The organism is Streptomyces shenzhenensis (genome assembly GCF_021462265.1).
Classification (GTDB): Bacteria; Actinomycetota; Actinomycetes; order Streptomycetales; family Streptomycetaceae; genus Streptomyces; species Streptomyces shenzhenensis.
Genome location: NZ_JAJONF010000002.1, coordinates 261,168 through 278,172, shown reverse-complemented (window position 1 = coordinate 278,172; position 17,005 = coordinate 261,168). Strand labels below are relative to the sequence as shown.

The 17,005-nt window shown below is 71.5% G+C and carries 15 protein-coding genes; 6 read left to right on the top strand and 9 right to left on the bottom strand.

Annotated elements, in window-relative coordinates; translation table 11 throughout:
* Positions 1-230: 230 nt before the first annotated feature.
* Positions 231-1,295, top strand: coding sequence for a helix-turn-helix transcriptional regulator (locus LQ326_RS03740; protein WP_234532378.1), 1,065 nt, complete (start codon positions 231-233; stop codon positions 1,293-1,295).
* Positions 1,296-1,399: 104 nt separating this feature from the next.
* On the opposite strand, the gene LQ326_RS03735 is transcribed toward LQ326_RS03740, so the two are convergent.
* From LQ326_RS03735 to LQ326_RS03695, 9 genes are all read right to left on the bottom strand, one after another.
* Complete coding sequence (locus LQ326_RS03735) at positions 1,400-3,985, bottom strand: carboxypeptidase regulatory-like domain-containing protein (RefSeq protein ID WP_234532377.1); 2,586 nt, start codon at positions 3,983-3,985, stop codon at positions 1,400-1,402.
* A gap of 731 nt (positions 3,986-4,716) precedes the next feature.
* Positions 4,717-5,175: a hypothetical protein gene (locus LQ326_RS03730; RefSeq protein ID WP_234532375.1), complete on the bottom strand. Its 459-nt coding sequence runs from the start codon at positions 5,173-5,175 to the stop codon at positions 4,717-4,719.
* 1 nt (position 5,176) lies between these two features.
* A complete protein-coding gene (locus LQ326_RS03725; protein ID WP_234532373.1) occupies positions 5,177-6,772 on the bottom strand; it encodes an acyl-CoA synthetase in 1,596 nt (531 codons plus the stop codon).
* A 40-nt stretch (positions 6,773-6,812) separates the two neighbouring features.
* The gene (hcaB, locus tag LQ326_RS03720; RefSeq protein ID WP_234532363.1) at positions 6,813-7,649 is read right to left on the bottom strand and encodes a 3-(cis-5,6-dihydroxycyclohexa-1,3-dien-1-yl)propanoate dehydrogenase; all 837 of its coding nucleotides are present in this window, start codon (positions 7,647-7,649) and stop codon (positions 6,813-6,815) included.
* A complete protein-coding gene (locus tag LQ326_RS03715) occupies positions 7,646-8,506 on the bottom strand; it encodes an alpha/beta fold hydrolase (RefSeq protein ID WP_234532361.1) in 861 nt (286 codons plus the stop codon). Before LQ326_RS03715 ends, hcaB begins: the two co-directional genes overlap by 4 nt.
* Before the next feature lie 25 nt (positions 8,507-8,531).
* The gene (locus LQ326_RS03710; RefSeq protein ID WP_234532359.1) at positions 8,532-9,107 is read right to left on the bottom strand and encodes a 3-phenylpropionate/cinnamic acid dioxygenase subunit beta; all 576 of its coding nucleotides are present in this window, start codon (positions 9,105-9,107) and stop codon (positions 8,532-8,534) included.
* Between the two features lie 60 nt (positions 9,108-9,167).
* Complete coding sequence (locus tag LQ326_RS03705) at positions 9,168-10,382, bottom strand: NAD(P)/FAD-dependent oxidoreductase (protein WP_234532357.1); 1,215 nt, start codon at positions 10,380-10,382, stop codon at positions 9,168-9,170.
* Positions 10,379-10,714: a non-heme iron oxygenase ferredoxin subunit gene (locus LQ326_RS03700; RefSeq protein WP_181808406.1), complete on the bottom strand. Its 336-nt coding sequence runs from the start codon at positions 10,712-10,714 to the stop codon at positions 10,379-10,381. The genes LQ326_RS03705 and LQ326_RS03700 overlap by 4 nt, the downstream gene beginning before the upstream one ends.
* Positions 10,711-12,060 (bottom strand): aromatic ring-hydroxylating dioxygenase subunit alpha, encoded by a 1,350-nt coding sequence (locus LQ326_RS03695; RefSeq protein WP_234532349.1) that lies wholly within the window; start codon positions 12,058-12,060, stop codon positions 10,711-10,713. Before LQ326_RS03695 ends, LQ326_RS03700 begins: the two co-directional genes overlap by 4 nt.
* 101 nt (positions 12,061-12,161) lie before the next feature.
* Here LQ326_RS03695 and LQ326_RS03690 point away from each other — a divergent pair, with 101 nt between their 5' ends.
* Genes LQ326_RS03690 through dmpG form a run of 5 tightly spaced genes read left to right on the top strand, consistent with a single transcriptional unit; the run spans position 12,162 to position 16,873 of the window.
* Positions 12,162-13,145 carry a zinc-binding dehydrogenase gene (locus LQ326_RS03690; RefSeq protein ID WP_234532346.1) on the top strand — a complete coding sequence of 328 codons (984 nt, stop codon included), beginning with the start codon at positions 12,162-12,164 and terminating at the stop codon, positions 13,143-13,145.
* A gap of 11 nt (positions 13,146-13,156) precedes the next feature.
* Positions 13,157-14,104, top strand: coding sequence for a 3-carboxyethylcatechol 2,3-dioxygenase (locus LQ326_RS03685; protein ID WP_234532336.1), 948 nt, complete (start codon positions 13,157-13,159; stop codon positions 14,102-14,104).
* Positions 14,101-14,913, top strand: a complete 813-nt coding sequence (locus LQ326_RS03680) for a 2-keto-4-pentenoate hydratase (RefSeq protein WP_234532333.1) — start codon at positions 14,101-14,103, stop codon at positions 14,911-14,913. Before LQ326_RS03685 ends, LQ326_RS03680 begins: the two co-directional genes overlap by 4 nt.
* Complete coding sequence (locus LQ326_RS03675) at positions 14,910-15,854, top strand: acetaldehyde dehydrogenase (acetylating) (RefSeq protein ID WP_234532324.1); 945 nt, start codon at positions 14,910-14,912, stop codon at positions 15,852-15,854. The genes LQ326_RS03680 and LQ326_RS03675 overlap by 4 nt, the downstream gene beginning before the upstream one ends.
* Positions 15,851-16,873, top strand: a complete 1,023-nt coding sequence (gene dmpG, locus LQ326_RS03670; protein ID WP_234532313.1) for a 4-hydroxy-2-oxovalerate aldolase — start codon at positions 15,851-15,853, stop codon at positions 16,871-16,873. Before LQ326_RS03675 ends, dmpG begins: the two co-directional genes overlap by 4 nt.
* Positions 16,874-17,005: the final 132 nt, after the last annotated feature.

Below are 17,005 nucleotides of genomic sequence, written 5' to 3'. Positions count from 1 at the left end.
GCGCACCTCCTCCCGGTCCCCCGGCGAGGGGGCCGGTCCTCGTTGCGCGCCGCCGCCCCGCGGGACGGCGCGTGGCGCATCGGGCGTACCGGTGCCTCAGCCGCTCCTGACTGCCGGGACAGCAGCCACCTGCGCCGGGTCAGCCGGCGCCGACGTAGCATCGACGCCGATTCACCACCGGTCGGGCCCGGGTCCGCCCGACCTCGCAGCGCACAGGAGTGGCACAGCCCATGGACGCACCCGCGGACAGCCCGTGGTCCGGAACCGGTCTGGACCCGCTGGGCGGTCGGGTTCTGGAGCACCTGGTGACCGTGCCGGCGGCGGACGCGGCCGAGGTGGCGGCAGCGGCCGAAGTGTCCACGGCGGACGCGGAACGGGCTCTGCGCCACCTCACCGACACCTCGCTCGCCGTGCGCATCGACGGGCCCGTGCCCCGCTGGGCGGCCGGCCCTCCGCGCACCTCCCTGGGCGTCCTGCTGGCTCGCCGGCGGGCCGAACTGGCCCGCGCCGAGGGGCTCGTGGAGCACCTGCACGCGGTGTACGAGACCGTGTCCGGGGCGCGCTCCGCGCACCTGGTGGAGCTGCTGGAACGCGAGGACGAGGTGTCGGCGCGCTACGGCCAACTGCTCAAGGGATGCGAGGCGGAGGTGCTGCACCTGGCGAAACCGCCGTACGTCACCGGTTTCGGGGTGGACGCGGGGAAACCGGGCGTGGCGGACGGGGTGCGGATGCGTTCGGTGTACGAGACCGAGGGTTTCAGCGACGAGGTGTCCCTGGCCACGGCGGTGCACGGCACCGGGCGGGGCGGGGAACTGCGGCTGGCGCCGCGGCTGCCGGTGAAACTCGTGGTGTTCGACCGGACGGCGGCCCTGCTGCCGGTGCGGGCGGACCGGCCGGCCGCCGGCTCACTGGTGGTTCACTCTCCGGCGCTCGTCGAGGCGCTGGCGGCTCTGTTCGAGAGCGCGTGGGCGGGTGCCGAACCGGTCTCCCTCTCCAGCCGGACCGATGCGCCGCCACCGGCTTGCGGCCACGGCGCCTCGCCGCCCGAGGACACCGGGCCGACGGAGGCACCCGACCCGCGCACCCGGGAGATCCTGCGCCTGATGGCCACCGGGATGAAGGACGACACGATCGCCCGCGTGCTCAAGGTGAGCCGCCGCACCGTCCAGAAACATGTCAGCGACGCGGGCACCCGGCTCGGCGCCCGCACCCGCTTCCAGATCGCCCTGCTGGCGGCGGAACGGGGCTGGCTGGGGGCGAGCCAGGGCCTGGGGGAAGTCGTGGTCGGGCAGTAGTCGCCGGGAGGCCGGCGATCAGGGTCGTCGAGGCATGGAAGCGAAGGCGGGCGCCGCGTACGGTGCCGTACCCGTGGATACGGCACCGTGGCTGAGGCGCGGTGCTACGTCGTGGCCCTCAACGCGAAGTCCCTGTGGGTGACCCGGTCCCGGCGCACCACGATCCGCCGGGTGAGGGGCCGGTGTCCGTCCGCGGTGACCCGGAGGGTGGCTACGCCGGGGGCGGGCGAGAACAGGGTGTACAGGCCGTCGCCCACGGCCGGGTCCTCGGGTGTGGCCACGGTGAGTGCGGCGGTGCCCGCGGCCGAGGTGTCGGCGACCTTGGCGCCGACGATCGCCTTGCCGGTGCGGGCGTCCTCGACGGTTCCCACCGTCAGCCCGCCCGGCACCGGCTCCAGCGTCCGGCTCTGCACGCTCACGTCGTCGACCTCCCAGAAGTAGGCCCAGTTCGCGACGAAGTGGAAGCGCAGCCGCACCGACGACTGCCCGGCGTACTGCCGCAGCGGGACGCTCACCGTGAGGTGGTCGGCCTCGCCGTTCGCCTTGGGACCGGCCCACACGCTCTGCCAGGTGGCGCCGCCGTCGGTGCTGGCGTCCACGCTCATGTGCTGCTGGCTGAGGTTGGTGATGTAGTGCGTCTTGAAGGTGAGGCTGGCCGACTGCGCCGTCGACAGGTCATAGGCGGGGCTGACCAGCGAGGTGTCCTGGTGCGGCCCGAACGGCGCGTTGTCGCTCTCGACGGTCGCGAAGGAGCCGCCGCCGCCGGTGGCGTTGCCGCGCTGGGTGGGGTCGTCGAACTGCCAGCCGTTGTCGCTGTCCGCCGCGCTCGCCACCGTCCAGCCCTGTGGTGCCGCGGTGGGTGTGTCGAATCCCTCGGAGTGCTCGGTGGTGTGGAGGGCGTAGCCGACCGCGGTGGCCGTGTCCGGGTCGGCGGTCAGGGCGGTGTCGGCGCTCACGGCCTTCTTGCCCACCGTCACCTTGCGGGCGACCGCCTCGTAACCGGGCAGGGCCGCGGTGACGTCCAGGGTGTAACCGGCCTGCTCCGGAAGGGAGATGTCGTACCGGCCGGTGACCGGGTCGGTCCACACCGGCGCCTCCGGCGAACCCTCGACGGCGATCCGGGCGTACAGCGGCCAGCCGTGCCCCGAGCCGTCCCGGACCGTGCCGCGCACATGGGCGCGGGGCAGGGCCTTGAGGCCGAAGTCGCGGGTCACGGTCTGGCCGTCCGCGATCCCCAGGGAGACCGGTGCCGTGGCCGCGTAGCCGAAGGCCGTGACGGTGAGCCCGTCGACCTCACCCGCGGGCAGGTTCAGGGTGTACGTGCCGTCGGCGCTCGTGGTGGCCACGTCGAGGCCGGAGGCCACGGTGGCGCCGGCGACGGGCCCGCCGGTCCTCGTGTCCGTCACCTTGCCGGTCAGGGTCCCGCTCGGGCCGCTGCGGAAGGCCGCCAGTCCGGCCGGGGTGCCCAGGCCGGTGGGGCCGTCGTAGCCGGTGCCCGCGGTGCACAGGTAGGCGGCGGCGCAGGTGCCGTTGGATCCGGAGGTGACGTCGTTCAGTCCGGTGCCGCCGGTCGTGTACGGATACGCGTTCGGGTAGGTGCCCGGGCGCGGTGAGCCGGCCAGCGCGTACACGCCGGCGATCACCGGGGCGGCCGCGCTGGTGCCACCGTAGCGCTGCCAACCGGTGCCGAGCGAGCCGAACGTCGAATAGACGGCAACGTTGTCAGCGACCGCGGAGACGTCCGCGACACTGCGTCCCGGGCATCCGGTGTCCTGCTGGAAGGAGGGCTTGGACTGGTACGACGCGCAGCCCGAGCCGGGCCCGTAGGAGCCGCGCTTCCACACGGTCTCGTCCCAGCCGCGGGCCGTGCCCGGGTCGGCGACCAGGTTGGTGCCGCCGACCGCCGTCACCGTGGGAAGGGTGGCCGGGAACGCGACGCCGTAGCCGTTGTCCCCGCTCGCCGCGACGACCGCGACGCCGGGGTGGTCGTAGGAGGCGCCGTACGTCGGGACGTCGGAGGCGTAGTCGCCGGAGCGGCCGTAGGAGTTGGACACGTACTTCGCGCCCAGCTCGACCGCCTTGTCCACTCCGGCCGCGAGCCGGTCGAGTCCGTCGTTGTCGGTCTCCACGAGCAGGATGTGCGCCTGCGGGGCGACCGCGGAGACCATGTCGAGGTCGAGGGCGATCTCCCCGGCCCAACTGTCGTTGGACAGCGGGTAGTCGGTGCCGCCGCGCTGGTCCACCTTGCTGAAGCAGCCGTTGGCCGTGGTGCACGGCGGCAGCCCGTACTGGGCGCGGTAGACCGCCAGGTCCGCTTCGGCGTCGGGGTTGTCGTAGGCGTCCACGATGGCGATGGTCTGCCCCGCGCCGCCGTCGGCCGGGAGGCTGTAGGCGCTCTGCAGGTCCTGCGGTCCCAGCCCCGGCGGGGTCTGAGCCGCGGCCGGCCGGAGCAGCGGGGAGTCACTCGTGGAGCGCATGGCGAAGCACGACGCGTGTCCCTTGGCGGGCGCGTCGCACACAGGAGTCAGGCCGGTGCCGGTTGCGGGGTCCAAAGAGGTGTCGAGTCGGGTCGCACCGGCGGTGGCGCCGGAGGCCGGGGCCGGCGCGGCGTGCGCGGGCGCCTCGATGCCGAGGAGAACGAGGGCGGTGAGCCCCAGGGCGGCCACCACCGACCGGGGCCGCGGGGCCACTGATATTCGCTCTCTCCGGAACACGGATTGCTTCACTTCGTACCCATCGTGACGGGCCCTCGTTATTGGGCCGGGGAACTGGAACTGCGCGCAAGACGACGTCCGGACAATTAGCCGATCAGGCATGACGGTATGTCAATAGCTTGTTTGTTACGCGTTCATTTCCCGGGACGAGGCCGACGTCGACGAGGGTTCTCACTTGTGCAGAATCACGAAGTGGCAGGGTAAAGCCGGTGCGCGGCGGACGAGTTCGCGTTCACACTGCATGGGTCCGGCCGAACCCGCCGACCGATTCCGACCTGCCCCGCACCCTTTTCCCGCAGCGGCCGTCTTCGTCCGGCCGTGCTTCCGACGGTTTCGGAGAACATGGCGAGTGCCGGCTGTCTTTTCCCCCGGAACGGCAATTGGTCCGTGCCGGGTCCGGCGGGAGGATTGCTGGGCAATTGCCCATTCAGCAGCCTTCGGCGGCCGTTCCCGGTTTCGTCGCGCCCGGAGGAAGGATCGCGGAGGCCGCCCGGCTCCTCGGCATCAGCGGCCTGTCCGGGCTCGGCGGGAGGGTCGCCGTCCGCCACCAGGAGGTCCTCGCGAGCCTCGCCCTCCACAACACCGTCCAGGCCTGCGAGGACAGGCGCGGCAACGCCCTCGGCGCCGCCCGGAAGAAGAGACTCCTCGGCATCCGCACGCCCGGCTCATCGCAGCGGCCGTGCCCGTCGGGCACGGCCGCTGTCCGGTCAGGTACCGGGTACGTGATCCAGATCCGCGTCGGTCCCGGTGACCCAGTCGGGTTCGTGGACCAGCAGGCTCAGCTGCCGGTCCGCCAGATCGACGTCGACCACGTGCCTGAATCCTGCCGACGCGGCCCGCTCCGCGGCGCCCTGGTCGCCCTCCGCCACCGCGTACACCACCCGGCGGCAGCGCGGATCCGCTGCCCGGACGGCACGCACCAGAGTCCGGAGAAGGGCGGAAGCCGTCTCCGTGTCCTGATCCGTCTCCAGTACGACTTCCACGTCGTGGGCGCCGACGGGGTAGGCGTCCTTGAGACGGCCGGCCGCACACCGTTCCACCCGGACCATGATCTCGGCTCCGCCCGCGCCCATGCGCAGCCTGCCCGCACGACGGCTCCAGGACTCGACGCTCGTCCGCGCCGCACCGTCGATGCGCAGGACCGGAAGTGCGGGTACCGCGAGCATGTCAGCTCTCCTCGTCGGCGAGCCGGCGGACGACCACCCTGTCCAGCTTCCCGGAGGCGTTCCTCGGGACGACGGGGACGACGGTGAGGCGTCTCGGCAGCTTGTAGCGGGCCAGCCGCCCTGCCGCCCACGCGTGCACGGTCTCCACGGTGACCGCCGCCGGGTCGTCCACGCTCACCACCGCGGTCACCAACTCCCCCCACTGCTCGTCGGGTATGCCCACGACCGCGACGTCGGTCACCCCCGGCATGTCGGACAGAACGCGTTCGACCTCGGCGGGGTAGACGTTCTCCCCACCACTGATGATCATGTCCTTGAGGCGGTCGACTATGTACAGGCAGCCGTCCTCGTCGAGGTATCCGATGTCGCCCGAGTGGAACCAGCCGTCCTCGTCGAAGGCAGCCTGGTTCGCCTGCGGGTTGTTCCAGTAGCCGGCGGTGACGTTCGGGCCGCGGACGACGATCTCCCCGCGCTCTCCCGGCTCGACGCAGCGGCTGGTCGCCGCGTCGACGACCCGGACCTCGGTGAAGGGCATCGGTATGCCCGCGGAGCCGATCTTGTCCAGCGTGCGCTCGGCCGGCAGATGGGTGGCGAACGGAGCGGTCTCGGTCAGCCCCCAGGCCTGCTGGAGCAGCAGACCGTGCTCGGCGTAGAGCGAGATCAACGAGGGCGGCACCGGCGCTCCCGCGACCACGACCGACCGCAGTCCGCTCAGGTCCGCCTCGAAGATGCCCGGTACCCGGGCGAGGGCGGCGAACATCTGGGCCACCCCGAACATGGAGTTCACCCCGTGCTTCACGAGATCGTCCAGACACGCCTGGGGCTCGAAGCCGCGGCGGATCACCACCGTGCCGCCGCGCACCAGGGTGCGCAGCACGAAGCTGTTCAGCGCACCCACGTGGAAGAGCGGCGCGGCGGCGTACGTGACGTCACCGCGACGGGTGTCCAGGCGCAGCTCCACGTTCACGGAGTTCCACCAGATGTTGCCGTGGGTCAGGACGACACCCTTGGGCTTTCCGGTGGTGCCGGAGGTGAACATGAGGATCGCGGGGTCGTCCGCGCCCTTGGCCGCCACGCCGGCGACCGGGAGAGCGGACGCGAGCAGCGGCGACCACGCCTCCCAGCCCACGGCGTCGGTCGCCGGGGCCTCGGTGTCGTCGTCCACGAGAAGGAACCGGGCAAGGCTCGTCCGGCCGCGCATCGTGTCCGCGGTCGGTCTGTGTCCTTCCTCGCAGATCAGGGCCGTGGCACCGCTGCCGTTGAGCACGGCCTCCAGCTCGGCCTCGGCCAGCCGGAAGTTGACCGGGACGAAGACGGCACCGAGCCGGAAGGCGGCCAGCATCGTCACCAGGAACGAGCTGCTGTTGAGACCGAGATAGGCCACCCGGTCCCCGTCGACGACGCCTCCGGCCGCCAGGACACCTGCGAGGCGGGCCGCCTTGTCGTCGAGTTGGGCGTAGGTGAGGTCGCCTCCGGCGTAGCGGACGACGACGGTGTCCGCCTGGTAGCGGGCGTTGCGTTCGACCGCGGCGGCCGCATTGAGGTCGACCCGCAGGCCCGAGTTGGCCTGGTGCGGGGTCGTGGCGAACGTGGTCACGAGCGGCTCCTCGTTGAGCTACGTCTAGCGTTGTCGAGTGTCAGAGGTGGTCGCCGCCGGCGGCGGTCGCGAACCCGCGTACGCCGATGCCGCCGTCGGCATTGATCGCGTGCCCGGTGATCGGACCGCTCTGGGCACTGGAGGCGAGCAGCACATAGGACCCGGTGAAGTCACGGGGGTCCGTGCTGGAGTCGTGCAGCGGGATGGGCGGTGGCGGGGAGTCGGGTGCCTTCTTCGCGAACGACGTCGAGATCGAACGGCCGGCGAGCGCCAGTGACTCGGGGCCGCGCAGGTCGGTGTTCATGCCGCCGCAGGCCACGCCGTTGACCCGGACCTTCGGGGCCAGTTCGTAGGCGAGCTCACGCATCAGTCCCAGGCATGCGTGCTTGCTGGCGGTGTAGAGGGGGCCGCCGCCGTTGACGTAGAAGGAGGCGTTGGACAGCGTCATGACGATGCTGCCGCGGGTTTTGACCAGCTCCCGCCAGGCGGCCTCCGCGGCGAGCGCGTATCCCTTGACGTTGACGGAGAAGATCTCGTCGAAGGTGGAGTCCAGTTCCTCGGGGCTGAGCCGGGTGAGCTGGCGCTGGTAGTCCCACAGGCCCGCGTTCGTGACGAGCGTGTCGAGCTTGCCGAAGCGGTCCACCGTCTCGGCGACAGCGGCGTGCAGGGCGGCCGAGTCGCGCACGTCGGCCTCGACGGCGTGGATCCGGGAGGGGTCGGGCGCCGCCTGGACGACCTCGTCGAGCCGGGTCCTGTCGCGGCCGAGGACGGTGACCGAGGCTCCCTCGGCGAGGAAGCGCTCCGCCACGGCCCGCCCGATGCCCGAGCCGCCGCCGGTGATCAGGGTCGCGTAGCCCTCCAGCCAGCCGCCGCTCATGACGCGTCCCGCGTGAGGAAGTCGGTGACCATCCGGTCGAACTCGGGCTGCCGCTCCAGCTGCACCCAGTGACCGCACTTGCCGAACACGTGCAGCTGGACGTCCCGGATCTGCTTGAGCATCAGCTGGGCGCCGTCGAGGGTGATGGTGCGGTCGTCCCGGCCCCAGAGCAGCAGGGTCGGCGCCTTGATCCTGTGCAGGTCGCGCCAGAGGGGGTCCATGCCGCCGCGCCTGGCGAACGCGGCGTTGTACAGGTGGTAGAAGGCGACGTGGCTCTCGTCGAGGGAGGACTCGTAACGGGTCCGGACGACGTCCTCGCCGAACTGCTTGTGGTCGTAGACCATGGTGCGGATGAACGCGGCCATCTTCTTCTCGCTGGGGCCGCCGCCGTTGTAGTAGCGGAACATCTCCTTCTGTCCCTCGGTGGGTGTGGGACCGAAGGGCAGCCAGCCGCCGCCGGGTGCCATCAGGACGAGGCGGGTGACCCGGTCCGGGCGCTGCTGCGCCATCGCGATGGCGGCCGCTCCGCCCAGGCTGTTGCCGAGCAGGTGGAAGGTGCCGATGCCGAGTGAGTCGAGGGCCTGGTACAGGGCGTCCACCGTGATCTCGGTGATGGACCGCTGCCGGAGGTCCTCCTCCGTGGGACGGTAGCTGCCGCCGAAGCCGGGCTGGTCCGGCAGGATCACCCGGAAGTGCTCGGCGAGCGCGGGAAGGTTCTGCTGGTAGTTGCTGACGCCGCCGGCGCCGGGCCCGCCGCCGTGCAGCATCACCAGCACGGGCCCCTCGCCGGTTTCGGCGACGGCGATCTCACCGAGTGAGGTGGTCACGCGATGACGCTTGAGTTCGAGGTCGGTCACGGATGTTCCCATCGGAGAGGCACGTTCAGAAGAAGGTCGAGATGTTCTTGGCCTGGAGGATGTTCTGGTCGAGGAGGATGGTGCGGCGCGCGACCTGGAGGCCTCCGTCACCCGTGCGGCGCAGGATGTCGGTGCGGCCGCCGGCGAAGACGTTCTCCTCGCGCTCCAGCCGGTTGCGGTAGACCAGGAACGCGGACCGCACCCACAGGTCGTTCTCGGTGAACCCGTCGTGGTCGGCCGGGTCCACGTGCCGGACCATCACGTTCGTGACCAGATGGCGGGTCCGCGAGGGCGGGTCCTCGGACCAGGCCATCCCGGAGTCGAACCGCCGGATGCGCCAGGCGAGGCTCTCCCTGGTCTCGTCGTAGAAGGCGGCCTCGCCTCGTGCGGCCACGGACAGCGCCTGCTGGCGCCGCAGCCGGTTGGTGCGGGTGGGCATCCAGTAGTCGAGGTCGTCGGCGAGCATGTCGAGCCAGTCGGCGTAGCGGCCGTCGTCGAGGAGGGCGGCCTCTTCATAGTAGAACTGCTCGACCTCGAAGTGCGTGTCCCGGTCGGCGCGCTCTCCCGCACGCGACCGGATCTGCTCGGGGGCTGTACTCACGGTGTCATTCGATCCCTTCTCCGGGCCGGGGTGGTACGGGCTGTGCCGCTGGGCGGCACATCAGCCCCGCAGCAGGTCGCGCGGCTTCACGGACGTATCGGCCAGCCGGGCCGCGTCGACGGGGAGGCGGCGGTCGATCATGCGGCGCGCCGCGCGTACGGCCGACGGGTCGTCGACGGAGGCGGCGGCGACGACAAGCCCGTCGCGCAGGCCGAAGACCGCGCAGGACGGCCCGTCGAAGGAACCGCGCACGACCGTGTGCGTGGCGGCGTCCATGTGGCCGACCGCCTCCACATGACGTGCGTGCCGGTCCGTCCAGAACCAGGACACCGTCTCCTCGGGCGGCGCGGTGCCGAGGAGGGTGGCGGCCGCGCGGGCACCGTCGTGGCGGGCGGCCTCCCAGTGCTCGGTACGCGGCTGGAGGACACCGCCCCGGCGGACTCGGGCCGGGTCGCCGACGGCCAGCACGGCCGGATGGGAGGTGGTCCGCCGCTCGTCGACCACGATGCCGCGGTCCACCTCGAGACCGGCAGCCTGGGCGAGTTCGGTGCACGGCACCATGCCGACACCGAGGACGACGGCGTCGTACAACCGCGGTGCGGCGGATGTGGTGAGCGTCGCCTCGATGCCGGTGCGGCGCTCCTCGAAGGACTCCACGGATGCCTGGACGGTGGTGACGCCGTGCGCGGCGTGCAGCCCGTGCAGCCAGGCGCCCAGCTCGGGGCCGAGTGCGCCGGCCAGCGGAACGGCCACGGGATCGACCAGGTCGACCCGGCAGCCCAGGCGTACGGCGGTGGAGGCGACCTCGGCGCCGATCAGGCCGGCGCCGACGACGAGCAGCCGGGCGCCCGGCACGAGGGACGGGCGCAGCCGGTCGGCGTCGTCCGCCGTGCGGAGCACATGGACGCGCTCGCTGTCGATGCCCGGGACCGGCGGACGGGCCGCGCCACCGCCGGTCGCGAGGACGACGCGGTCCGCGGGCAGCAGGTGGCCGTCCGCGAGCTCGACGGCTGCCTCCCGTGGCCGCAGCGCGGTGACGGCCGTCCGGTTGATCAGCCGTATCCGCTGGTCGTCGTACCACTGGGACTGCTGCAGCGCGATCTGCTTGATGTCCTTGGCGCCGGCCAGGAAGTCCTTCGACAGGGGCGGCCGGTCGTACGGGAACTCACCGAGGTCGACGAGGGTCACCTCGCCCTCGAAGCCGCCGGAGCGCAGGGACGCGGCCGTACTGACGCCGGCGACGCCGCCGCCGACGATCACCACGCGTTCGGTCACGGCGTCTCTCCCGGGAAGAGGTAGACCTCGCCGTCACGGACCTCGACCCGGTGCGGGCAGGCGTTCCTCGTCGCGGGCAGGCCCTGGACCTCGCCGCTCTTCAGGCAGAACTTGCTGGAGTGCAGCGGACACTCCACGAAGCCGTCTTCCACCCAGCCGTCCGCGAGGGAGGCGGTCTCGTGGGTGCAGGTGTCGTCGAGCGCGTAGACGCTGTCGTCGGTGTCGCGCAGCAGGGCGATGTTGTCCGAGGTGCCGGTGATCGCCTTGTCGACGGCGATTCCCTCGCCCTGGGGGATGTCGTCCAGGGACGCGACGCGGATTCCGTTGCTCACTTCTTCTCCTCGTGCCAGGCGGCGGTGTTCATCAGTTCGCGCCAGCGCCCGTAGAAGGCGCGTCCGCCCGCGTCGCTGTACAGCTCGCTGGTCCGGCCCGGGTAACGGCCGTCCTCGCGTTCCGAGCCCAGCCCCATCTGGTAGTTCAGGGCGACACCGTTGGTGATGAAGCCGTGCGAGATGGCCTGCACCTCGCTCCAGTTCTCGCCGTCGTCCTGCTCGAAGATGCCGCTGGGGCCGAACGTCCGCAGGTTGTAGAGGCGCTGGGCCTCGCGGACGTCCTCGGGCATGGACTTGTCGACGATGGTCCAGGCCCAGACCTCCATCTTGTCCGGGCCCTTGGGGTGCCAGACCCGGATCGAGCCGTTGACCGGGAGGTAGGAGAAGTTGGGGAAGACGGTGGCGTGCCCGTTGGTCAGCGGACCCTCGACCCGGGCCTCGCCCAGCCGCTCACGCAGCGCGTCGTAGTCCATCCACTGGTGCACGGTCTGCGCGTCGAAGCGGTTCCTGGGGTGGACCGGGAAGCCCGCGCCGTTGCCGTTGGCGTCGGAGTACTGGCGGCCGGTGCGGTGCACGACCTCTTCCTTGGGCTTCTTGCCGGGCGGCGCGAGGACCATCAGTGCCGAGGCGTGGCTCATGTTCACGTGGTACCAGTCGGTGGCGAACTGCTCGGCCGCCAGCTTCCAGTTGCCCTCCAGGACCCACTTGTGGACCCCGCCGACGACGACCGTGCCCTCCTCGTCGTGGTCGAGCATGGCGTCCATGTACCAGGCCATGTCGCCCAGCGACTCCCGCAGCGGCACGGGGTCCGGGTTCCAGGTGCCGAAGACCAGACCGTGGTAGGTCTCCACGTGGGGCACCTCCACCAGGCCCCACTTCCCCTCGTCGAAGGCGTCGGGGTAGCCGTCCTTGTTGGGCACGCTGATCAGCGCCCCGTCCAGGTTGAAGGACCAGCCGTGGTAGGTGCAGGTGAAGTTGCGGGTGGTGCCGGAGTCCGCGCGGCAGACGCGGGCGCCACGGTGGCGGCAGGAGTTCAGGTAGGCACGGATCCGCCGGTCACGGTCGAGGGTGACGATGACCGGGTCCTCACCCATGTACGTGGTGAAGAAGTCGCCGGGCTTGTGGAACTGGTCGGTGTGCGCGAGGAACAGCCAGCTCGGCGCGAAGACACGGCGCAGTTCCTGCCGGTAGAGCTGCTGGTCGGTGAAGATGACGCGGTCCAGCAGTCCGCCCTCGGTGTCCACGAGCCCGGAGACGTCGATGTTCCGTCCCAGGTCCGCCGGGCGCCGCAGGGCCCCGTGCGGGGCCGCCGTGGCCGCGCCCTGGGGTTCGTTCGTCGAGGTCATGGGCAAAGGCAACAACAGGGGCGAAGAGGTGTGCCACGCGTCGTGCCGCAGAGTGGCACACCGGCTGTCGGACCTGGGCGCCCTCGGGAGAGCGTGCTCCCATGCTTGCCGCAATCGCCGTCTCCCAGAGCGCGACCGACCCGTTGTCGGGGCTCGTGACGGAAGACATCCCCAAGCCTGAGCCGCGCCCCGGATGGTCCACGGTCCGCGTGGTCGCTTCCTCCCTCAACATGCACGATCTGTGGACCCTGCGCGGGGTGGGCCATCCTCCTGAGCGGCTGCCCATCGTCCTCGGCTGCGATGCCGCCGGATACGACGAGGACGGCAACGAGGTCCTCGTCCACCCGGTGATCGCCGACCCGGACGCCGGCCTCGGCGACGAGACCCTCGACCCGCGACGGGCCCTGCTGTCCGAGCAGCACAACGGCGCGTTCGCCGAGTACCTGTCCGTGCCCACCCGCAATCTCATCCCCAAGCCGGCCTGGCTCACCTTCGCCGAGGCCGCCTGTCTCCCGGTCGCCTGGGGCACCGCCTATCGCATGCTGTTCACCCAGGCGGGCATCCGCGCCGGCGACCGGGTGCTCGTCCAGGGGGCCGGGGGTGGCGTCGCCTCCGCCGCGATCAAGCTCGCCGTGGCCGCGGGAGCCGTCGTCTACGCGACCAGCCGCAGTGCGGACAAGCGGGCGCAGGCCGAGTCCTGGGGCGCGCGCAAGGCCGTACCGACCGGCGAGCGGGTTCCCGAGCGGGTGGACGTGGTGGTCGAGACGGTCGGCGAGGCGACCTGGTCGCACTCGCTCAAGTCGCTCCGCCCGGGCGGCACGGTCGTGATCGCCGGGGCGACCAGCGGCACCAACCCTCCCGCCGACCTCGGCCGGGTCTTCTACCTCCAGCAGCGCATCCTCGGCTCGACCGGCTGCACCCGCAGTGAGCTGGTCAGCCTGCTGAAGCTGATGGATGCCACCGGGCTGCGTCCGGTCATCGACCGCACCCTGCCGCTGGACGAGATCCACCAGGGCTTCCAGCTCATGATCGACGGGCGGCTCACCGGCAAGCTCGTCATCCAACCGCCCGCCCCCGAACAGTGAGGAGCACCGCGATGACCGCCGCCGCCGTCGGCCTGTCCCACTCACCCCTCATCGGCAAGAACGACCCGGCTCCGGAGGTCCTGCGCTCCGTCGAGAACGCCGTCGACGCCGCGCGCGCCTTCGTCCGTGCCTTCGACCCCGAGCTGGTCGTCCTGTACGCGCCCGACCACTACAACGGCTTCTTCTACAAGGAGATGCCCCCGTTCTGCCTGGCGACCGACGCGAACGCGGTGGGCGACTTCGGCTCCGCCGCGGGACCGTTGTCGGTCGACACCGAAGCGGCCCGCACCCTGGCCCGCGGTGTTCTCGACCGGGGCGTCGATCTGACCGTCTCGGCCCGCATGACCGTCGACCACGGCTTCGTGCAGCCCCTGGAGGTCCTGTTCGGCGGCATCGACAGGATCCCGGTCGTCCCGGTCTTCGTCAACGGCGTCGCCACCCCGCTCGGTCCCGTCAGCCGTATCCGCGCCCTGGGCACCGCGATCGGCGAAGCGGCAGCGGACCTGGACCGCCGCGTGCTGTTCCTCGCCTCCGGCGGCCTCTCCCACGACCCGCCCGTCCCGGTCCTCGACGGTGCCCCGCCCCGGGTCGCCGACGCCCTCATCGAGGGCCACCCGCCGACGCCCGAGCAGCGGGCGCGGGGCGAGGAGCGGGTCGTCCAGGCCGGCCGGGACTACGCCGCCGGCTCGACCACGATGATCCCGATCAACCCGGCGTGGGACAACCACGTGCTCGACACCCTGGAGAGCGGCCGCCTCGGCGACGTGGACGGCTGGAGCGTGGAGTGGATGAGCGCGGAGGGCGGCGGCTCGGCCCACGAGGTGCGCGCCTGGATCGCCGCGTTCGCGTCCCTGGCCGCCGCCGGTCCCTACCGCATGACCTCCCGCTTCTACGCGCCGGTCCCCGAGTGGATCGCCGGCTTCGCGGTGGCCACGGCGGAACAGGAGCCGCCCCGATGACAGAGCGCACAGAGCGCGAAGCCGCGATCGGGACCGCCGTGGACCGGCTGGTCACGGCCGCGGACAGGCAGGAGCCCTGCGCCCCGGTCCGCGATGTGCTGGGCACGGTGGACATCGACGGCGCCTACCAGGTCCAGAGGCGTCTCACCGCGCTTCGGCTGACCGGCGGGGCCGTCGTGAGCGGTCGGAAGATCGGGCTCACCTCCCCCGCGGTGCAGCAGCAGCTCGGCGTGGACCAGCCCGACTTCGGCGTCCTGTTCGCCGACATGGACGTGACGGCGTACCCCGAGGTACCCATGTCCCGGCTGCTGCAGCCGAAGGCCGAGGCGGAGATCGCCTTCGTCCTGGCGGCGGACCTGGACGGCGACGACATCTCCCCGGCCGACGTCCGCGCCGCGGTCGCCTGTGCGGCACCCGCGCTGGAGATCGTGGACAGCCGCGTCGCCGGCTGGGACATCACCATCACCGACACGGTCGCCGACAACGCCTCCAGCGGACTGTACGTCCTCGGGGAGACCCGCCTGCCGCTCGACGCGTTCGAACCGCGCGCGGCGACCATGCGGATGTTCCTCGACGGCGTCCTCGTGTCCGAGGGATCCGGCGCCGCCTGCCTCGGCGACCCCCTCACCGCGCTGCTCTGGCTGGCCCGCACCGCTCGCGCCTACGGGGAGCCCCTGCGCGCGGGGCAGGTCGTCCTGTCGGGCGCGCTCGGTCCCATGGTCGGCGTTTCCCCCGGAGAAACCGTCGTGGCGGAGATCTCCGCGCTCGGCACGGTTTCCGCGACGTTCAGCGAGAAGGACGCGTCATGAAGAAGACCAAGGTGGCCGTGATCGGCTCCGGCAACATCGGCTCCGATCTGATGATCAAGGTCATCCGGCTCTCGGAGACGCTGGAGATGGCGGCGATGGTCGGCATCGACCCGGACTCCGACGGCCTCGCCCGCGCCCGCAGGCTCGGCGTCCCCACCACCTCCGAGGGGGTGGCGGGCCTGGTCGCGATGGACGGCTTCGAGGACATCGAGATCGTCTTCGACGCCACCTCGGCCAAGGCCCACGTCGCCAACGCCGAGCGGCTGAAGCCGTTCGGCAAGACGCTCATCGACCTGACCCCGGCCGCGGTCGGCCCGTTCGTCGTTCCACCGGTCAACCTCGACGACCACCTCGGCGCCGACGACGTCAACATGGTCACCTGCGGCGGCCAGGCCACGATCCCGGTCGTCCACGCCATCGCGCGGGTGACTCCCGTCGCGTACGGGGAGATCGTCGCCTCCATCGCCTCCAGGTCCGCGGGCCCCGGCACCCGCGCGAACATCGACGAGTTCACCGAGACCACCTCGGCCGCGATCGAGAAGGTCGGCGGCGCGGCCCGCGGCAAGGCGATCATCGTGCTCAATCCGGCCGAGCCGCCGCTGATCATGCGGGACACGGTGTTCTGCCTGATCGGCGACGCCGATCACGACGCCATCCGGTCCTCCGTCGCCGACATGGTGGCGGAGGTCGCCAAGTACGTCCCCGGCTACCGGCTCAAGCAGGACGTCCAGTTCACCCCCGTACCACCCGACGAGCCGGTGCACACCCTGCTGCCCGCCGACGCGCCCGAGGTGACCACCAGGGTCTCGGTCTTCCTGGAGGTGGAGGGCGCCGCCCACTACCTCCCGGCCTACGCCGGCAACCTCGACATCATGACCTCGGCCGCCCTTCGTACCGCCGAGCGCATCGCCGAACACGCACGACAGGGGGCCCAGGCATGACCAGCGAACTGTACGTCCAGGACGTCACGCTCCGGGACGGTATGCACGCCGTACGGCACCGCATCGAGCCCGCCGACGTCCGCCGTGTCGTCGCCGCCCTCGACGCGGCCGGCGTCGACGCCATCGAGGTGGCACACGGCGACGGGCTGGCCGGCGGCTCACTGAACTACGGTCCTGGCAGCCACACCGACTGGGAGTGGATCGAGGCCGCCGCGTCGGTCCTCGAACGCGCCACGCTCACCACGCTGTTGCTGCCCGGCATCGGCACCATCGCCGAGCTGAAGCACGCCTACTCGCTCGGTGTACGGTCCATCCGCATCGCCACGCACTGCACCGAGGCCGATGTCGCCGCCCAGCACATCGGCACCGCCCGCGAACTCGGCATGGACGTCTCCGGCTTCCTGATGCTCAGCCACATGGCCCCGCCCGGGAAGCTGGCCGAGCAGGCCAAGCTGATGGAGTCCTACGGCGCGCACTGCGTGTACGTCACCGACTCCGGCGGCCGCCTGACCATGGACGGCGTCCGCGAACGTGTCCGGGCCTACCGTGAGGTGCTGAACCCCGGGACGCAGATCGGCATCCACGCGCACCAGAACCTCTCACTGGCCGTGGCGAACTCCGTCGTCGCCGTGGAGGAGGGCGTGACCCGGGTCGACGCGTCGCTGGCCGGGCACGGTGCGGGCGCGGGCAACTGCCCGATCGAGCCGTTCGTCGCGGTGGCCGATCTCCAGGGCTGGAAGCACGGTTGCGACCTGTTCGCCCTCCAGGACGCGGCGGACGATCTCGTACGCCCGCTGCAGGACCGTCCCGTCCAGGTCGACCGCGAAACCCTCACCCTCGGGTACGCGGGTGTCTATTCCAGCTTCCTGCGGCACGCCGAGGCCGCGTCCCGGCAGTACGGCATCGACGTCCGCAGCATCCTGCTGGAGGTCGGCAGGCGGGGGCTGGTCGGCGGTCAGGAGGACATGATCGTGGACATCGCACTGGATCTGCTCCGGCCGGGATCCGCCGGCGCGTGATCGTCAGGGCGCGGTCCTGACCGTCGGGGCGGGGAGACGAGGTCGGTCGTCTCCCCGCCCGTTTTTCGGGGCTTGTGCACGCCGAGGATTTCCGTCGCGTCGGGTTTGCGTTTACATCGCCGTAGCAGTCAT